This window comes from Rothia sp. HMSC065B04, from assembly GCF_001812285.1.
In the GTDB taxonomy this organism is placed as follows: Bacteria; Actinomycetota; Actinomycetes; order Actinomycetales; family Micrococcaceae; genus Rothia; species Rothia mucilaginosa.
In genome coordinates this window covers 276,245-294,058 of sequence record NZ_KV808410.1, presented here as the reverse complement: position 1 = coordinate 294,058, position 17,814 = coordinate 276,245, and the positions used below count along the sequence as shown (strand labels likewise).

14 protein-coding genes are annotated in these 17,814 nt (G+C 58.6%); 7 read left to right on the top strand and 7 right to left on the bottom strand.

Annotated features, from left to right (window positions below; genetic code table 11):
- Positions 1-517 precede the first annotated feature (517 nt).
- From HMPREF2845_RS08515 to HMPREF2845_RS08505, 3 genes are all read left to right on the top strand, one after another.
- A complete protein-coding gene (locus HMPREF2845_RS08515) occupies positions 518-2,155 on the top strand; it encodes an L-lactate permease (RefSeq protein ID WP_070634466.1) in 1,638 nt (545 codons plus the stop codon).
- A 508-nt stretch (positions 2,156-2,663) separates the two neighbouring features.
- Positions 2,664-4,286, top strand: coding sequence for an L-lactate permease (locus HMPREF2845_RS08510; protein WP_049337516.1), 1,623 nt, complete (start codon positions 2,664-2,666; stop codon positions 4,284-4,286).
- Between the two features lie 245 nt (positions 4,287-4,531).
- Entirely contained in the window at positions 4,532-4,921 is a 390-nt protein-coding gene (locus HMPREF2845_RS08505; protein ID WP_049340790.1) for a DUF1304 domain-containing protein, read from the top strand.
- A gap of 136 nt (positions 4,922-5,057) precedes the next feature.
- On the opposite strand, the gene HMPREF2845_RS08500 is transcribed toward HMPREF2845_RS08505, so the two are convergent.
- Positions 5,058-5,846 carry a DNA-3-methyladenine glycosylase I gene (locus HMPREF2845_RS08500; protein WP_070634465.1) on the bottom strand — a complete coding sequence of 263 codons (789 nt, stop codon included), beginning with the start codon at positions 5,844-5,846 and terminating at the stop codon, positions 5,058-5,060.
- Positions 5,847-6,061: 215 nt separating this feature from the next.
- Positions 6,062-6,673 carry a methylated-DNA--[protein]-cysteine S-methyltransferase gene (locus tag HMPREF2845_RS08495; RefSeq protein WP_049353021.1) on the bottom strand — a complete coding sequence of 204 codons (612 nt, stop codon included), beginning with the start codon at positions 6,671-6,673 and terminating at the stop codon, positions 6,062-6,064.
- 337 nt (positions 6,674-7,010) lie between these two features.
- On the opposite strand from HMPREF2845_RS08495, the gene HMPREF2845_RS08490 reads away from it, so the two are divergent.
- Positions 7,011-7,595, top strand: a complete 585-nt coding sequence (locus HMPREF2845_RS08490) for a hypothetical protein (protein WP_049356211.1) — start codon at positions 7,011-7,013, stop codon at positions 7,593-7,595.
- 106 nt (positions 7,596-7,701) lie between these two features.
- Here HMPREF2845_RS08490 and HMPREF2845_RS08485 read toward each other — a convergent pair whose 3' ends face one another.
- The 4 genes from HMPREF2845_RS08485 to HMPREF2845_RS08470 all read right to left on the bottom strand — a co-directional run bounded on the left by HMPREF2845_RS08485 (position 7,702) and on the right by HMPREF2845_RS08470 (position 13,171).
- A complete protein-coding gene (locus HMPREF2845_RS08485; protein ID WP_246824651.1) occupies positions 7,702-7,977 on the bottom strand; it encodes an N-acyl-D-glutamate deacylase in 276 nt (91 codons plus the stop codon).
- A 705-nt stretch (positions 7,978-8,682) separates the two neighbouring features.
- A complete protein-coding gene (glpK, locus tag HMPREF2845_RS08480; RefSeq protein WP_049353020.1) occupies positions 8,683-10,239 on the bottom strand; it encodes a glycerol kinase GlpK in 1,557 nt (518 codons plus the stop codon).
- 42 nt (positions 10,240-10,281) lie between these two features.
- Entirely contained in the window at positions 10,282-11,079 is a 798-nt protein-coding gene (locus HMPREF2845_RS08475) for an MIP/aquaporin family protein (RefSeq protein ID WP_070634464.1), read from the bottom strand.
- 346 nt (positions 11,080-11,425) lie between these two features.
- Positions 11,426-13,171: a glycerol-3-phosphate dehydrogenase/oxidase gene (locus HMPREF2845_RS08470; protein ID WP_070634463.1), complete on the bottom strand. Its 1,746-nt coding sequence runs from the start codon at positions 13,169-13,171 to the stop codon at positions 11,426-11,428.
- A 123-nt stretch (positions 13,172-13,294) separates the two neighbouring features.
- Here HMPREF2845_RS08470 and HMPREF2845_RS08465 point away from each other — a divergent pair, with 123 nt between their 5' ends.
- The 3 genes from HMPREF2845_RS08465 to HMPREF2845_RS08455 all read left to right on the top strand — a co-directional run bounded on the left by HMPREF2845_RS08465 (position 13,295) and on the right by HMPREF2845_RS08455 (position 16,645).
- Positions 13,295-14,242, top strand: a complete 948-nt coding sequence (locus HMPREF2845_RS08465; RefSeq protein WP_049350373.1) for a sugar-binding transcriptional regulator — start codon at positions 13,295-13,297, stop codon at positions 14,240-14,242.
- Positions 14,243-14,468: 226 nt separating this feature from the next.
- On the top strand, positions 14,469-15,845 hold the full coding sequence (locus tag HMPREF2845_RS08460; protein WP_070634462.1) for a 6-pyruvoyl tetrahydrobiopterin synthase: 1,377 nt from the start codon (positions 14,469-14,471) through the stop codon (positions 15,843-15,845).
- Between the two features lie 11 nt (positions 15,846-15,856).
- Entirely contained in the window at positions 15,857-16,645 is a 789-nt protein-coding gene (locus HMPREF2845_RS08455) for a transcriptional initiation protein Tat (protein ID WP_070634461.1), read from the top strand.
- A 179-nt stretch (positions 16,646-16,824) separates the two neighbouring features.
- Here the strand turns inward: HMPREF2845_RS08455 and HMPREF2845_RS08450 are convergent, their stop codons facing one another.
- Positions 16,825-17,751, bottom strand: coding sequence for a LysR family transcriptional regulator (locus HMPREF2845_RS08450; RefSeq protein ID WP_049337534.1), 927 nt, complete (start codon positions 17,749-17,751; stop codon positions 16,825-16,827).
- Positions 17,752-17,814 lie beyond the last annotated feature (63 nt).

Below are 17,814 nucleotides of genomic sequence, written 5' to 3'. Positions count from 1 at the left end.
GGGCTGGGTTGTGTCGGTTTGAATGTTCCCGAGGCACTGCATGCTCTGGCAGGGCTTTGGCGGGCCCTTGTTCCCTTGTAATAGCGGGGGAGGGAGGCTGGGTAAGCCCTCAAACCGGGGTGGGCTTTAGGTTAGTGTGCAATTATGAGCTTCGATCTAAATGTTGGAATATGCCCGATTTTGTGGGTGTTCAGTGGTACATTGGGTACACAAGGAATCACGTTTTAGCGGTCAGAAATTTTAGCTTTGGCACTGAATTTCCCTTGACAAATCAAGGAATATTTAGGTTTCTGTGACTAAAACACGACTTCATACACACTGAATTTCATAGCCGCAAAACCAACATGAACCCAAGTGAAGGCATATATCCCCAGAGGATAGCGCCCATAACGCATAAAACAGCTAGGTGCACGCACCTGCAACACACGGCACACACGCCGCCACAAGCGTCGCTGGGAAGGTTTTACGGCACAACTCGATCCCGCCCCCGTGGGCGTGGAAAGGAACACAATAAACCATGTGGCAGCAAGTCTACGACCCGCTGAACTCGAGCGCACTCTCCGCACTCGTAGCAGCAGTCCCGATTATTTTCTTCCTTCTGGGCCTCACCGTCCTGAAGCTCAGCGGTATTAAATCTGCCGTTATCTCCCTCGTTCTAGCTCTCCTCATCGGTTGCGCTATCTTCGGTATGCCCGTCACTGCAGGTGCCGGCTCCATCCTCTACGGTTTCCTCTCGGGCATGTGGCCCATCGGCTGGATCGTTCTCATGGCAGTGTGGCTCTACCGCATTTCCGTGCGTTCCGGCGGCTTCGAAATCGTTCGTTCCTCCATCTCCTCCATCTCTACCGACCAGCGCATCCAGATGCTGCTGATCGCGTTCTGCTTCGGCGGCTTCCTCGAAGGTGCTGCAGGCTTCGGTATCCCGATCGCTATCTGTGCTGCGTTGCTCGTGTCCCTGGGCTTCAACCCGCTCAAGGCCGCAATGTTCGCACTGATTGCTAACGTGAGCTCCGGCGCATACGGCGCTATCGGCATCCCCGTGACCACCGCTGCAACCCGCGGTGGCGTGGACTTGCACGCACTGTCCATCGAAATGGTCCTGGTTATCCAGATCATGGCAGCGCTCATCCCCGTACTGCTCGTTGCTATTCAGGATGGCATCCGCGGTATCCGCGAGGTCGGTCTGGTAGCTCTCATGGTTGGCCTGATCTACTCCGGCGGCCAGTCCGTTCTGCTCGCAGCCCTGGGTAACCCCGAGCTGGTCGACATCATCCCGCCGCTGCTGGCACTGGTCGCTCTGGCACTGGTTATGCAGAAGTGGCAGCCCAAGCACATCTTCCGTGAGCCCACCGCTCCCTCCCTGGAAGAAGTTCAGGCTCAGCAGAGCGTCAAGCACACCGGTAGTGAAATCCTCAAGGCATGGAGCCCCTTCGTCTACCTGTCCGTCGTGATTCTGCTCTGGTCCACCGCTCTGAAGCCCGTCTTCGCTGCTAAGGGCGCGCTCGGCTTCACCAACATTACGTTCTCCCTGCCCTGGCTGCACCAGAGCATCTCGCAGGCAGCACCGATTGTTGCAACTCCCAAGCCTATCGACGTGACCTACACCTGGAACATTGTGGGCGCATCCGGTACCGCAATTCTGGTGGCTACCATCATCACCATCCTGACCTCCAAGATTAGCTGGGGCGAGGCTATCGAGGAACTCGGCGCAACCTGGAAGCAGCTGCAGACCCCGATCCTCATGATCTGCCTGGTCATGTCCGTTGCTAACGTCATGAACTACGCGGGTATGATTACCTCCATCGCACTGGCTGTTGCCGCTGTGGGTGCTATCTTCCCGCTGCTGTCCCCGATCATCGGTTGGATTGGCGTGTTCGTGACCGGCTCCGTGGTGAACAACAACATCCTCTTCGCTGGCCTGCAGGCTACCACCGCACAGCAGATTGGCGTCAGCCAGACCCTGCTGGTTGCATCTAACACCGCCGGTGGTGTGATGGCGAAGATTGTTTCCCCGCAGTCCATCGCAATTGCAGCGGCTGCTGTGAACAGCTCCGGCGAGGAATCCAAGATTACCTCCATGGCGATCAAGTACAGTGCAGCACTGCTGGCTATCACCTGTGTTTGGGTTTACGTCCTGTCCCTGGTCGGCCTGTAAACAGTGTGAGTACCTGATGCGTGTAACCTACCTTCTCTGAAAGGTGAGGTACCCGCGACACGGTTTAGCAAAAGCCCCCTTCTTTTGTAGGAGGGGGCTTTTACGTTATTTGGGTTTGTTAGGGGGCATGTGGTGGGATTCCTAGCTGATGGCTCGAGGGGGGGTGGTTAGGGGCAAATACCGGGGAGTGTAAATATGCACATAAGTATCGTTTGTGCACACTTAAGGTTATCCTATCCTGAACTCATGAGGGAGACCTGATAGCTTAGACAGATAAAGTCATGAGCACCTAGTTAGCGGGAATAATCCCGCTTTCTTTCAGTTAAAACCAGGGAACAACTTCAGCCCCTGGGAACTGATGACCATAACGCTTCACCGATGGGTCACTCCGCCACATAGCGGAGGAACCCATCGGTTTTATGCGGCCTAGCGCTTCCATACAGCACAGGAGCCGTATCGGAAGAAGCAACCGCAACAAAACGCACAGACCGAAAGGACCACCCGCCCTATGTGGCAGCAAACCTACGACCCGCTGAACTCACCGGTGCTCTCCGCACTGGTCGCAGCAGTACCCATCATCCTCTTCCTGTTGGGCCTGACCGTCCTGAAACTCAGCGGCCTCAAGTCAGCACTGCTGACCCTCGGCACCACCCTCATCATCGGCTGCGCCGTCTTCGGCCTGCCCATCACCGCAGGTGCCGGCTCCATCCTCTCCGGCTTCCTCTCCGGTGCATGGCCCATCGGCTGGATTGTGCTCATGGCGGTGTGGCTCTACCGCATTGCCGTACGCGCCGGTAACTTCGACATCGTGCGCTCCTCCGTCTCCTCGATCTCGAACGACCAGCGCATCCAGGTGCTGCTGATTGCCTTCTGCTTCGGTGGCTTCATCGAAGGCGCGGCAGGCTTCGGCATCCCGATCGCTATATCCGCGGCACTGCTGGTATCCCTGGGCTTCAACCCCCTCAAGGCATCCATGCTGGCGCTGGTAGCCAACGCCGCATCCGGCGCCTACGGTGCTATCGGTATTCCCGTGACTACCGCAGCTAAGGTTGGTGGCCTCGACACCGCGCACCTGTCCGCAGGTATGGTTCCGGTACTGCAGATCTTCGTCGCCTTCGTGCCGCTGCTGATGGTTGCAATCCAGGACGGCATCCACGGCATCCGCGAAGTCGGCCTCGTAGCGCTCATGACCGGCGTGATTTTCTCCGGCGGTCAGGCGGCTATCCTGATGCTGCTCGGCTCGCCCGAACTGGTCGATATCATCCCGCCGCTGCTCTCCCTGGTAGCACTGGCGCTCGTGATGCAGAAGTGGCAGCCCAAGCACATCTACCGCGAATCCACCGCACCCAGCCTCGAAGAAGTTCAGGCGCAGCAGGGCGTCAAGCACACCGGTGCTGAGATCGTTAAGGCGTGGAGCCCCTTCATCTTCCTCTCCGCAACCATCCTGCTCTGGTCCACCGCACTGAAGCCGATCTTCGCAACCAACGGCCTGCTCGGCGCCGCAACCCTGGCGTTCCCCATCCCCGGCATTCACGAAGCCATCACCACCGGTGCCGGCAAGACCGTGACCGCGATGTTCTCCTGGAACACCCTGGGCGCATCCGGCACCGCAATTCTGGTGGCGGCACTCATCACCATCCTGACCTCGAAGATCAGCTGGGGCGAAGCCTTTGAAGAACTCGGCGGTACCTGGAACCAGCTGAAGATGCCGATCCTCATGATCTGCCTGGTCATGTCCGTCGCAAACGTCATGAACTATGCCGGTATGACCACCTCCATTGCGCTCGCGCTCGCGGCAGCCGGCCCGGTCTTCCCGTTGCTGTCCCCGATCATCGGTTGGATTGGTGTGTTCGTGACCGGCTCCGTGACGAACGCTAACGTGCTCTTCGCGGGTCTGCAGTCCACCACCGCAGCCCAGATTGCTGTTGACCCGACCCTGCTCGTGGCCGCAAACACCGCCGGTGGCGTGATGGGTAAGATCGTCTCCCCGCAGTCCATCGCAATCGCGGCGGCGGCAGTAAACAGCGCCGGTGAGGAATCGAAGATTACCTCCATGTCCATCAAGTACAGCGCTATTCTGCTGGGCCTGGTCTGCGTCTGGTCCTTCGCTCTGTCGCTCATGATGGGCTAAAGGCCGATACCGGATTCGGCGTCACCCCGCATAAGAAACCCCTCGAGGAGAACCCTGCACTTTCTCTGCAGAAGACGAATCGAGGGGTTTCACGCATATTCAGGGAAGTTTCAACAGACCGGGAAGAGGCGTAGAATTACTTCTTGTGCTTGCTCCCGCATGATTCTGCACATCACCACAGATTGTGCTCCAGAAGAAAGACCGGGCAGGTGCCTCATAGAACACCTACTACTCAAGGAGAAACAATGCAGGCGCTCGCAACGATTACTACTGTCTTTGCCTTCGTAGCAATTGCTATTCATGTCTACATCTGGATTATTGAATCCTTCCTCTGGACTAAGCCCAAGGGCCGCGAAACCTTCGGAATGACCGAAGAATTCGCCGAGTCTACCAAAGAGATGGCGGCAAACCAGGGCCTGTACAACCTGATGCTCGCCTGGATCGCCGCAACCGGTCTGCTGGCTTTCTGGTTCGGCTCCCCGCAGGTGGGCGTGGCGCTCATGTTCGCAGGCCTGGGCTCCATGGCGATTGCCGGTGTCTACCTGTTCCTCACCTCCCCGGATAAGCGCAAGCCGGCACTGATTCAGCTGACCCCGCCGCTGCTGGCGCTGATTTTCCTCTTCGTGATGATCTAACCCTGTGGCGATCTAATTCAGAGCGGAACCTCTCAACGTATAGAAGCCGCGTGCTTACTTCTACGAAGTGGCGCGCGGCTTTTCTGCGCCCTTGCACGCAAGCACGCCAAGCGTGGGGAGCTTAGGGCGAGGGGGCTTAGGTAAAGAGCCCCGAACAGCCTCGCCGATGCGAGTCCACCAGGTGCGCGTTGACCATACCGACCGCGCACATAAGCGCATAGGCGGTCACCGGACCCAAGAACACACCTCCTAGAGCTTTAAAAGATTTGGCAAGAAGCGCGGACTCGGGTGTATCTGTCGGGATATCCTCCAGGGTATGCGGCGCGATAGTCTCGTGTGGCGCGAAGGACCACAGCCACGCCGGCAGCCCGCCCGGTACACGTGTGCCGTCAGGCAGGGTGCGCTCGCGCATCCGTTCCAGATCCTCGAAGCTCAGGGTGCGAACCCGACGGCGGCGAGTGTCTGCCGCCTCGCTGCTATCCTCTTTGGCCGGGGTAGAAGAGGGCGCGATAAGGGGAAGACGAATATCCTCCGTGGAGGCGTCACGGGGCGTTGCGGCAAGCTCGCGCATCCGCAGGGTCAGCCGTGCATTGGAGATGACCGCGCGAATCTTCCTCTCGTTACGGATAATGTCTTCATTCTGGAGGAGCCGCGCAACATCATGGTCGGTGAACGCAGCCACGCGTTCGGGGTCGAAACCCTCGAAAACGCGGCGGAATGCCTCTCGGCGGGCAAGAATCGTGCGCCACGAGAGCCCCACCTGAAAAGCCTCGAGGCTCAGGGCTTCGAAGAGTCCTCGTTCATCGGTGACGGGCATGCCCCATTCGGTGTCGTAGTAGTCGCGCAGAAGCTCATCGGTCACCCACGTGGGGTAGCTCGGGGCGTTTTCGAGGGGGTCGGCGGGAATAGTAGGTTGCGAGGTCACGGTTTCTCCTCTCTGAGAGTGCTGAGCTCATCCGAATATTTCGGAAGCATATTCTACTTAAACAGTAGCTCTAGCGTGAGTAAATCGCAAGTATATTCGACTATGTGTCGTGGTGCAGAGCAACGAAACCGAAAATAGGTACGACAGAGGGCAGAGCCCGCATCCGATGCACGCTCCGCCCTCTGACAAGTCTCAATCACCGCCGGGTGACATCGCTAGAAGAGCCGCGCCTCCCGTACCTCTTCCGGCTCCTCCAGATTGAGAAGGAACTGCTTACGTTCAACCCCGCCAGCGTAGCCAGTCAAACTACCATCAGCACCAATAACGCGGTGACACGGAATCATAATAGAAACCTTATTGCGGCCGACCGCCTGACCCACCGCCTGCGCCGGAGCACCGGGACCAACCGCACGCGAAATCTCACCGTAAGTGGTGGTGTACCCGGCAGGAACAGTCTTCAGATGCTCCCACACAATCAGCTGAAAATCGGTGCCCTCAGGATCTAGCGGCAACGTAAAAGAAGTGCGCTTGCGCTCAAAATACTCGGAGAGCTCTGCCTCAGCACGCGACAGCAGCCGCGCCGCAGCATACTCACCGGTTGGCTCTTCCTCTTCCGCCGTGTTGTGCTCCCGTAGGTAGGTGACGGGATTCTCGATTAGTTCACCGAGCTCATGGGGGAGCGGAAAATGCGCCTGATCCTCGTACCAGATGCCCACAATCGCATCCGCACGGGCGGCAAGGTAGAGCACGCCGACGGGGCTCGAATAGCGAGTGTACCAGCGCGCGAGCGCTTCCGGCGGCTGCGGCGAATCGGTCGCTTTGGTCATGCTCTTCCTCGTTGGCTCGTAGGCGTGTATTGCAGATGGTATTAGAGGTAAATATCCCTTTCAACCATCATAGGGGAGGGGTGCCTCCGTACCGTACCTGTAGCGGGTTTTGTCTATAACTGACCGCTATATATGAGATGTATGCACCGCCGTTGAAACATCTCAGGATGCCCGGTCAATTTTGTCTGAGCCCCAAGAGCTGGCATTCTGTGAAGTACACACCGATACACCGCAATTCAATACTCCGGCTTCTCCACCCCGCACCGGGTGGGGGATGACCTGTGTTTCTCGTACCCCAACGTTGGGTTCAACGACGACTGAAATTGCAAGGAGAAACATGGAAGACCTGAAAGACCTCCGCCGGGAACTCAAGGAAAACCCGGAGAGTCGAGAGCTCAATAACCGTTACGCGCAGGCGTGCCTCAACATCGCGAAAGAATACACCGTTATGTCCCAGGGGCATATCTTTATTTGCTCGCCCTCAGATTTTGAAGCCGTACGGTACGTCATGGCCAAAATCCCTGACGCTTCGCTTCTAGACGGCGAAACTCTGGAGGAATACAAACGCCTGGACAGAGCCGTTACCCAAGCTCGTATAAATAGAGGTAGGCCCGGTAGCATGATGGGCATTTACTATGCCCTCATCCTTTTTATAGTGATGCCCATAATGGCGGTACCAATCATTGCGCTGTGGGAACTCAGCGCGGGGAGCACCTCAGACCACACCCGCAACCCGAGCTTCCTCATTTACCTGATTCCGGTCGCTCTCATTACCGCTGCGCTCCTCTGGGTTGGGTGGCTTGTTGAACGAATCCCCGGCTGGAAATATAACGCTCTGATAGTCCAGGAGAATAAAAAGGCAGAACTAGCCAGAGCCGAAGCTGAAGCGCGTCAAAGTACTGACCCGACCGCTGAGAAATAATCTTGAGTGCAGGGCCGGCCTCTGCCCCTGACCATAACGTAAATGTGCCGCCTCACCGGTATTGGTGAGGCGGCACATTTATGCTGTCTAGGGGATAAGAAGCTCGCTACTTAGCGGCTACTCCATCAGCGTTGCCCTCCGTGTGGTGCAGATGCGGCAGGTGAGTCGAATGCAGGTCGTGACCGAGCACATCGTGCGCATCCGGGTCCTCGTTCGGGAGCACGTGCGAGTACTTGGAGTAGTAGCGGTACAGTGCGTAGGCGCCAATCACAGTCAGTACGATAGCAACGCCCAGAGCCCACGGTACAGCTGCGGGAGAATACATGACAGAGAAGAGCACCAACAGCCAGGAGAGAGCAGCTGCAAGAACCGAAACGTTCATAGCAATAATTGCAAGCTTGCGGCGACGGACATCAACCATAATCGGTGCGGGAAACCCGCTCCCTCCTTCCAACGGAGCCTCTCTCCGTTCTCACGACCACCGGAAGGTGCCAGATGCATAACCAACCGCCATCTTCGGCGACCAGAATAGAATCAATAAGCCTATATATCTATGATACGGCGCTTGAAGTGGACATCAAAGGCAAACAAACGCTGTTAGACCAACCCCACACAACATGTAAACGGGTATCTCAACAAGGGGCATAAAACCAGTGATTTTTACAGCGAGAACTGCAACACGAAAAGCGAACCCCACTCATCGTTAATGCAGAGAACCTAGTAACAAGAGATAAAAGTCCGTCCGCCGCAGTACGTGAAGCACCGCGGCGGACGGGAGCGTAAACAAAGTATCAGCGCGAACCGTCGACTCCTGTCAGGACAGCGCATGAATATGTCGCGTACGCGTCCTGTGCGGTACTGACACCTCACGAACAACACCGCGCCAGGTGACCGGCGGAAGATACCGAATTTACAAAAACCAACGGTACCCCAGCACTAATTTTTGTAGAAATTACGCCGCAATAAACGCTGAATTGAGCGTCATAAAACAGCGAAAAGCCCCGGCTGCTTCAACCCCATAGCGGGGGAGAAGCAGCCGGGGCGTCGCTAGTACGCGGGCCGTGCCGTTAGGCAACGGGTGCTGTGATTAGGCGGTCGGAACGTCCTCGTCAACCCACTCGAGGGTGCGGGAGACAGCCTTCTTCCACAGGCGGTACTGGCGGTCAACCTCTGCGGGCTCCATGGAGGGCAGCCAGCGCTTGTCCTCAGCCCAGTTGTCCACAACGTCCTGCTCGCCGCTCCAGAAACCAACAGCGATACCTGCAGCGTATGCTGCGCCCAGAGCGGTGGTCTCAACAACCTTCGGGCGGATTACGGGAACGCCGAGGATGTCAGCCTGGAACTGCATGAGGAACTCGTTAGCGGTCATGCCGCCGTCCACGCGCAACTCGGAGAGCTCAACACCGGAGTCAGCGTTCATTGCGTCCAGAACCTCGCGGGTCTGGAATGCGGTTGCTTCCAGCGCCGCACGCACGATGTGTGCACGGTTCACGTAGCGGGTCAGACCAACGATGACGCCGCGAGCGTCGGAACGCCAGTGAGGTGCGAACAGGCCGGAGAACGCGGGAACAACGTAGCAGCCACCGGAGTCCTTGACGGAGGTAGCCAGTTCCTCAGACTCTGCAGCGTGCTCAATCATGCGCAGGTTGTCGCGCAGCCACTGGATCAGGGAGCCGCTCATTGCGACCGAGCCTTCCAGAGCGTAGACGGGTGCTGCGTCGCCAATCTTGTATGCGACGGTGGTCAGCAGACCGTTGTTGGAGAAGACGGGCTCGTTGCCGGTGTTCATGAGCATGAAGTTACCGGTACCGTAGGTATTCTTCGCCATACCCTTCTCGAAGCAGGCCTGGCCAAAGGTGGCAGCCTGCTGATCGCCCAGGATACCGGCAATCGGGGTGCCGTTAAGCAGACCGGTTGCGCGGCCGAAGCCGTACACCTCGGAGGAGGACTTGATTTCGGGCAGCATGCTCATGGGGATGCCCATGTCTGCAGCGATCTGCGGATCCCATTCGAGGGTGCGGATGTTCATCAGCAGGGTACGGGATGCGTTGGTTACGTCGGTGACGTGAACGCCGCCGTCAACACCACCGGTCAGGTTCCAGACCAGCCAGGTGTCGGTGTTGCCGAAGAGCAGGTCGCCGCGTTCTGCGCGCTCGCGTGCGCCTTCAACGTTGTCCAGGATCCACTTGATCTTGGGGCCGGAGAAGTAGGTGGAGAGGTTCAGGCCGACGATGTCGTGGTACTTGCCAACGCCCTCTTCGCCTGCGAGCTCTTCAACGATTTCCTGGGTGCGGGTGTCCTGCCAGACGATTGCGTTGTAGACGGGCTCACCGGTGTTCTTGTCCCACACGACGGTGGTTTCACGCTGGTTGGTGATGCCGACTGCAGCGATTTCGTGGTGGTTGACTTCGCCGTTTGCCATAGCCATTGCTACGACCTTACGGACGTTCTGCCAAATTTCGGTTGCGTTGTGCTCGACCCAGCCGGCCTTGGGGAAGATCTGCTCGTGCTCGAGCTGGCCTTGAGCCACGTTCTCGCCCGCCTTGTTGAACAGGATCGCGCGGGAGCTGGTGGTGCCCTGGTCGATGGAGAGGATGTACTTGCGCTCGACGTTGAGGGTTGCGGAGTGCAGAGAAGTCGTCATTGATTTTTCCTTAGAACAAAAGAACGGGGGTATTAGAGAGGTTTAGAGGGGCAGAACTGCCGGAACGATCAGGCCTGCGAGGATAGCGCCGATGATTGGGCCAACAACCGGAACCCATGCGTAAGACCAGTTGGAACCGGTCTTACCGGGGATGGGCAGGAAGGTGTAGGCGATACGGGGGCCGAGGTCACGTGCGGGGTTGATAGCGGAACCGGTTGCGCCACCGAGGCTCATACTGATGGATACAACGACCAGGGCAACAGCCAAGGGGCCAGTCTGGGCGGGGGTCTTACCGGATGCGATGATCCAGCCAATCAGGACGAAGGTGCCGATAATCTCGGTGAGCAAGTTCCAGCCGTAGGACTTGATGGCGGGGCCGGTTGCGAAGATGCCGAGGCGGTCGCCCGGGTCCTCATCGAAGTGCTTCTTGTAAGTCAGGTAGGCTGCGGTTGCGCCGGCCATTGCGCCGAGCATCTGAGCGACGATGTACAGGGCAATGTTGCCGGGGGTTGCGGGAACGCCGGTTGCCAGGTCGCGGCCTGCGGTTGCCAGGCCAACGGTCACAGCGGGGTTCAGGTGTGCACCGGAATGGAAGGAGAGGTACACGGCGGTGAACACTGCCAGACCCCATCCGAAGGTGATAACACCCCAGCCTGCGTCCTTAGCGTAGGACTTCTTGAGGGTCACTGCGGCACATACGCCGGCACCGAGCAGAATCAGGATGAAGGTGCCGAAGAACTCGGAAGCGAAGATTCCGAGGGTGGTGGGGGCGCCGGATGCATCCACGAGAGCGGAAGAGCCGGCTGCAAGTACAGTTCCTGCGGAAACAAGAAGAGACATTGTTGCTCCTTGAAGACGAAGCGTCTAGAAGGCAAGCGAACCTTTGCTTGCATGTTCCCGTGCATCCTCACCGCACGGGCGGATCGGGGCACAACGCTGTGCTGAAATGTGTAGCGGATTGCTACGAAAATTGTTGGTTGAATGTCTGATTGAGAAGCAGATCGTACCAGTGGGCTAACCCTGTATTTAGCTCGCTGCTTCTTATGCAGGGGATTATCGTAAACGGTTATTTAACCTTCCGTCCACCCCTCACCGAAGAATATGAGCTAACCCATGCTCGGTGAGGGGTGAACGGTCGGTTCGTACCAGATAACCGGCCACGAAAGGTGTGCGAAAGCTCTAAGGATTAGAGCTTCACGCGGGGTGCCACGGGGGTGACAGCCTCAATCTTTGCGGATGCTTCAGCATCGGTGGAGGTGGACTCCGCCTCGCGGATGGCCTGTACGCGTGCTGCGTAGAGGTCGAGTTCTTCCTTGACCTTCTTGTCGTCCCAGCCGAGCTCGGAACGCATGATGTCGAGGATCGCCTCTGCTGCTGCCAGGCCGCGGTCGCGCTGCTCGAGGTCGAGACGTACGCGGCGAACCAGCACGTCCTCCAGGTGCAGAGCACCTTCGTAGCGGACAGCGAAGACGACGTCTGCGCGCAGGAACTGGGGTGCCTTAGCCAGGGGAGCGCCGAGGGACGGGTCAGCGTCGATGAGAGCGCCGAGGTCCTCAATCTGTGCGCCGTAACGCTCGAGCAGGTGGGTGATACGGTCCTCGTCCCAGCCGTAACGCTCTGCGTAGCGTGCACGGTTAGCGGCGATTGCGTGGTAGCCGTCAGCACCAACCAGGCCGATGGTTGCGGTCACGGAGGGGTTCTGCTTAGCCTTCTCGCCCAGTGCGAAGTCGACAGCGTCGGCAGCCATGACACGGTAGGTGGTGAGCTTGCCGCCTGCGATTGCGCTCATGCCGGGTGCAACCTCGGTCACGGTGTGCTCGCGGGAAACCTTGGTGGATGCTGCGCCGTCCTTGACCTTGGGCTGCAGCAGCGGGCGCAGGCCGGTGTAGGTGCCGATGATGTCTTCGCGGGTCAGCGGGTTAGCGATCAGCTTGTTCGCCTGCATCAGGACGTAGTCGATGTCCTTGCTGGTTGCGACGGGGCGCTCGCGGTCCTCGGTGTAGGGGGTGTCGGTGGTGCCGATGATCCAGTAACGCTGCCAGGGGATGATGAAGAGAACGGACTTCTCGGTCTTGGTGAAGATACCGCTGGTTGCGTTGATGCGGTCGCGGGGAACCACGATGTGGATACCCTTGGATGCCAGAACCTCCAGGCCTGCATCGGGGTTAGCCAGGGACTCGGACTCTTCGGTCCACACGCCGGTTGCGTTGATGACGTGCTTTGCGCGTACGTTCAGGCGCTCACCGGTCTCCAGGTCTGCCAGCTCTGCGCCGATGACGCGGCCGGATGCGTCCTTGGTGAAGCCGACAACCTGGGTGCGGGATGCAGCCAGTGCGCCGTAGCTTGCAGCGGTGCGGACGACGTCGATGACGAGGCGTGCGTCGTCAACGCGTGCGTCGTAGAACTGGATTGCGCCGCTGAATGCGGAGTCCTTAATGTCGGGGAAGACGGTCTTGGTGCCGGCCTTGGTGAAGTGACGCTGGGAGGGGACGCCCTTGTTGCCGCGGGAGCCGAGGAATGCCAGGGTGTCGTACATGCCGATGCCGATTGCGGAGTATGCGCGCTCGATGACGGGCATCTTCAGGGGCCACAGGAAGGGCTGTGCGTGCACGAGGTGGGGTGCAATCTTGTTCAGCAGCAGGCCGCGCTCGGTGAGAGCTTCGGTCACGAGCTTGAAGTCGAGGTTGTAGAGGTAGCGCAGGCCGCCGTGAACGAGCTTGGAGGACCATGCACTGGTGCCTGCAGCCCAGTCACCTGCTTCGACGATACCGGTGCGCAGACCGCGGGTTGCTGCGTCGAGGGCAATGCCTGCACCGGTGATGCCGCCGCCGACGACCAAGATGTCGAGTTCTTCGTTGACCATGCTCTTGAGCGCCTTGGCGCGGGACTCGGCGGTCAGCTGAGACTGCTGTGCAATGTGCTGGGAGCTCATGTACTGCTCTTTCCTGTATTGCCGCTTGTGCGGCGTGGGGGTTTCATCTTGCATTTAGTAAAACCCAATGGTGAAATAATAACCAAGCAGTATGAACGGATTTTCACTGGGGGTCTGTGGCAGATGAACGAACGCGCTAACCATACCTACGAGGCAGCGCAGCTTTACTACATTCACAACATGACGATGGACGCTATCGCGGCCCGTCTGGGGGTCTCTCGAGCCACTGTGTCACGTCTGCTTAAAAGTGCTCGTGAAAGCGGCATGGTGCAGATCCGTCTAGATGATTCCTTCCGTGCCCGCAGCGAGCTTGAGCGCCGCATCGGTGAGCGCTATAAGGTGCGCGTTACTCTCGTGAATGTCCGTTCGGATGCTACCCCCATTGCCCGTATGAGTCAGGTATCCCGTACCGCGGCGGCTCTCCTTGATTCCCTGATTGATAATGGAACGAGCCTGGGTGTGGCGTGGGGTTCAACGATGACTGAGATTTCTCGTCATCTGCCGCGTCGTCCTCTGAAAGGCGTGACTGTCGTGCAGATGAACGGCGCCGGTAATGCGCACCATTCGGGTATTCCGTACTTGGGTTCCTTGCTGGGGCAGTTGGTGAATGCCTATGATGCGCAGACTATCCATTTTCCGGTTCCCGCGTTCTTTGACTATGCGGACACCAAGACCGCCATGTGGCGTGAGCGTAGCGTGCAGAAGAATCTGCATGCCCAGCAGAATGTTGACCTCGCTATTTTTGGCGTGGGTGCTTTTGGTGGACCTATTCCTTCTCACGTGTATTCGGGTGGCTATTTTGAGGCGCAGGAGCAGCGTCAGCTGCGTGAGCTGGGCGTTGTGGGGGATATGTGTACGATTCTTCTGCGTGAGGACGGCTCCTGGGCTGATTTGGAGCTGAATAAGCGTGCATCCGGTCCGACTCCGAAGGAGCTGGCTCGTATTCCGCGTCGTATTTGCGTCGCGTCCGGTACTCACCGTGTGCGTGCTTTGCGTGGTGCGTTGCGTACGGGCGCAATTACTGACTTGGTTCTTGATGATGCCCTGGCAAAGGCGCTCATGGAGAAATAGCTAAAAATAATCGCCGGGTGGAGGGGCACCTTGAATCTGAAAGGGTGTGCTGAGGGCTTTCCTGGTGAAGCTCTCAAGCGCCGCCTGAACAATGTTTCAAGGTGCCCTTTAGTGTCGTCAAAAACTGCTTTCTGACCCTACAATGTGAAACGTTTGTGCATGTGAAAGCGCATATTTGTGCACTCCATTGAAGGTGTGCGCCACTCACCGTTAGAAAGAACCAACCATGACCCCCACCTATAACGCCCAGGCGAATCCGCACCTGGGCGCACCCGGCATTACCACCATGCACGGTGATGCCCAGTCCTCTGACGCTACCCCTCTTGCCGGCCCCGGCGTAGGCAATTGGAAGATTACCGGCACGAAGCTCGGCGGCGCCTGCCCAACGATCCTTGCCGGACGCGACGGCTTCATTCAGGTGCTCTGCACCCAGGTCTTCGCCCACGGCGAGTTCATCACCCCGAAGCTCTCTATCCTTGACCCGCATACCGGTCGTGAACTTTCGCACCTGGACATCCCGAAGGGTGCACTGCTCGGTGGCGTGTACGCCTACCTTGACGCGCAGGACCGCATGGTTCTGGTGGATGGATCTCAGTGCCTGCTGCGCCTCTCCCACTCTGCTGACGGACGCAGCATCCGAGTTGATGAACGCATTGACCTAAGCCGTATGCTCGCCCAGAGCCCCAATGACGCCGTGGTTGGTCTGGTACCCGACTGGTCCGGTCGCATTTGGGCTGCGACGAAGAACGGCTACATTGCGGTCATTGATTCTGCCCGCGGCACGATTCGCTCGATGCGCCTGAATAAGGCGTCGATTGCGGGTGAACGTATCGATAACTCGATTTCGGCGTGCCCGCAGGGTGTGAGCGTGGTGACCTCCCACGCTATTTATATGCTGAACGCAACCGCAACCGGCGCGCCCACCCTCAAGTGGTGGCATGCCTACGACCGCGGTAGCGCCCGCAAGCCGGGTAAGCTCGCGTGGGGTTCGGGTGCCTCCCCGACGTTCTTTGGTCCGAACGGTTCGGATTACGTGATGCTGACCGATAACTCTGATATTCAGGAATCGGTCATTGTGTACCGCACTGATAACGGCGCGAAGGTCGGTAGCGCCGGCCTGTTTACTGCCGGTACCTCTGGCACTGAGAACTCCATGATCGGTGTGGGTAACACGATGGTCGGTGCAAGCACCTACGGCTACCCCTACCCGAAGTACCCGGAGGGTGCCGGCCCGTCAGTTCCTGCGAACGCGCTTTTTGCTCCCGGCATGGAGCGTTGGGATATTACCGACCGCGGTCTGCGTAAGATGTGGGACCGTAAGGACGTGTACTCTTCGGCTGTTCCTCGTTACTCCACTGCTGACGGTCTGATTTACACCTGTGAGCGTCGCCGCGGTCCGGCTGGTTTGGCGAATGGCGCCTACGCGTGGGCGGTCGCGCTGGACATGGAAACCGGTAAGACGATGCATGAGCAGCGCCTGCCTCAGCATGTGAGCCTGTTGCTTGGCGGTGGTGACACCCTGCAGATGGTGGGCACGATTGACCGTTACGGCACCTGGTGGCAGGGCACGATTAGCGGCGTGTACCGTATCGCGAAGGCTTAGAGGAGTAGAAAATGACTAAGAATAATCTGATGAACGCTTCTCGCCGTACCGCGTTGAAGGTTGCGGGCGCTTCGGCTGCCTTGGTAGCTGGCGGCGTGAGCGCTGCGGAGGCGGCAACTCGTTCGGGCGGTAAGCGCGCTCGCGTGACCCCCGTGACCCAGCGTCCTGGCGGACAGCGCGGCGGGCAACGCGGTCAGCACGGTGGCGCGGCGAGTTCTGCGCTGGTGCAGGTTCCGATGCGCTATAACGAGTCGTGCATCCGCCTGGAGTTGAAGGCTGCTAACGGTGTGCAGGCTGTGTCTTTGCAGAGTCAGCCGGCGCGTACTGTTGCTTTCCGGAATCTGCCGACTCGCCTGAGCATTATTAATGAGGGCAATTCGACGCTGCCGGTGGGTACTCGCCTGATGGTGCGTGCTCGCGCGCAGGACCCGAAGACTGGTTTGTTGTTGAATCCAGCGGTGACTCTTCGTGTTACCTCGGGGCAGGCGGTGCTACCTTCGGGTAGCCTGGGTGCTTCAGCCCTGGTGGCTCCTGTGGATGCTCTGAATCTTGATGCGGTGCGCCGTAGCGAGCAGACCGGTCAAGCTGGTGCCGGCAGCGAGAACGTTCTGGAGTTGCGTACTGCTATTCCTCGCGGTCACCGCTTGGATGTTCAGCTGAATTATCAGGTGGCTTCGGATGTTGCCGGTTCTGCGTTGAAGCAGGTTCATGTGAGCGCTGTGCTGGATATGGCGGAAGCTGGTTTGTCATCTTCGTTCTACGAGGTGCAGAGCTCGGCTGTGGTTGCTTCGCTGAACTAGCAGTTGGGCTGACCCTGTGAAGGATAGGCACGGCGGGGGAATGGCTCCGTTGTGTGTTTTTATACCTTATATATAGGCGCCTGTTCAAAAAGGTATGTTGAAAGGTCGGAGTCGTTCCTGGGAACGGCCCCGACCTTTGCATTGTCTAGTCTGCTGGCGTGGCTGGCAGTTAATTTTTCTTATGCGGTTTCGCTCCTGTCGTGTTCGCCGAATGCAACCTGCACCGCGTGGTGCAGTGCTTCGCGCACCATGGCGATGGCGGGGTTGGCGGCGGACTCTCGGCGTACGGCGGTAAAGATTTTGCGGCAGGGCTTGCCGGGTAGCTCGACGATGCGTAGCCCCTCGGTGGTGGAGAGGGAGGAGAGGATGAAGCCGGGCACGATGGTGACGGCGAATCCTGCTTTGACGAGGTTGGAGTTCGTAATCATGTCATTGGCGCTGTAACGGATGACCGGCTCGAATCCTGCGGTGCGGCACTGGTTGAGCGCCCAGCTGCGGGAGGTGTTCTGTTCCATTTCGAGAACCCAGGGCAGTGCGTGCGCCTCCTCGATTGAGGTGATGGTGGAGGTGCTGGGCACAATCAGGCTGAGCGGGTCTTCGGTGAGTAGTTCGGAGTGCAGTTCGGGGTATTCGGGGATGTGGTGGTGCGGGTAGGCTTCGGAGAGCACCATGTCGTATTCGCGGCTTCGAGTCAGGGAGGTTCCGGTTTCGGGGTCGATTTGCAGTACCTGCAGGGTGAGTGAGGGTGCGTGTTCGGTAAGGTAGCTGAGGGTTTCCGGTAGCAGTGCGAAGGCTGCGGACTGGAAGATGGCGAGGCGGACCATGCCTGCGGGTTCGCCGGTGAGGTTGGCGACGGAGGTTTGCATGCGGTCGAGTTCGCGCAGGATGCTGCGGGCGCTGTCGACAATGATGAGTCCGGCGCTGGTGAGCTGTACACGCCTGCCGATGCGCTGCAAAAGCGGGGTGCCGGTTTCTTTTTCGAGGGTGGCAATCTGCTGGGAGACGGCGGAGGGGGTGAGGCTGAGTGCTTCGGCTGCGGCGATGACGGTGCCGCGTTCTTGGATTTCGAGGAGCATTTGCATACGTCGGATGTCGTAGATGGACATATTTTCCTCCCTGGTGCACTCGGCATTGCGCTGGCTGTGGCTGCCACCGTATTCCATGGTGCG

What these genes read in the sequence shown, in the direction of transcription:
- HMPREF2845_RS08505 (WP_049340790.1), top strand. Translation starts at nt 4,532, where the DNA reads ATGCAGGCGCTCGCAACGATTACTACTGTCTTTGCCTTCGTAGCAATT.
- HMPREF2845_RS08460 (WP_070634462.1), top strand. Translation starts at nt 14,469, where the DNA reads ATGACCCCCACCTATAACGCCCAGGCGAATCCGCACCTGGGCGCACCC.
- HMPREF2845_RS08485 (WP_246824651.1), bottom strand. Translation starts at nt 7,977, where the DNA reads ATGAACGTTTCGGTTCTTGCAGCTGCTCTCTCCTGGCTGTTGGTGCTC.
- HMPREF2845_RS08465 (WP_049350373.1), top strand. Translation starts at nt 13,295, where the DNA reads ATGAACGAACGCGCTAACCATACCTACGAGGCAGCGCAGCTTTACTAC.
- HMPREF2845_RS08515 (WP_070634466.1), top strand. Translation starts at nt 518, where the DNA reads ATGTGGCAGCAAGTCTACGACCCGCTGAACTCGAGCGCACTCTCCGCA.
- HMPREF2845_RS08475 (WP_070634464.1), bottom strand. Translation starts at nt 11,079, where the DNA reads ATGTCTCTTCTTGTTTCCGCAGGAACTGTACTTGCAGCCGGCTCTTCC.
- glpK (WP_049353020.1), bottom strand. Translation starts at nt 10,239, where the DNA reads ATGACGACTTCTCTGCACTCCGCAACCCTCAACGTCGAGCGCAAGTAC.
- HMPREF2845_RS08510 (WP_049337516.1), top strand. Translation starts at nt 2,664, where the DNA reads ATGTGGCAGCAAACCTACGACCCGCTGAACTCACCGGTGCTCTCCGCA.
- HMPREF2845_RS08450 (WP_049337534.1), bottom strand. Translation starts at nt 17,751, where the DNA reads ATGTCCATCTACGACATCCGACGTATGCAAATGCTCCTCGAAATCCAA.
- HMPREF2845_RS08495 (WP_049353021.1), bottom strand. Translation starts at nt 6,673, where the DNA reads ATGACCAAAGCGACCGATTCGCCGCAGCCGCCGGAAGCGCTCGCGCGC.
- HMPREF2845_RS08455 (WP_070634461.1), top strand. Translation starts at nt 15,857, where the DNA reads ATGACTAAGAATAATCTGATGAACGCTTCTCGCCGTACCGCGTTGAAG.
- HMPREF2845_RS08490 (WP_049356211.1), top strand. Translation starts at nt 7,011, where the DNA reads ATGGAAGACCTGAAAGACCTCCGCCGGGAACTCAAGGAAAACCCGGAG.
- HMPREF2845_RS08470 (WP_070634463.1), bottom strand. Translation starts at nt 13,171, where the DNA reads ATGAGCTCCCAGCACATTGCACAGCAGTCTCAGCTGACCGCCGAGTCC.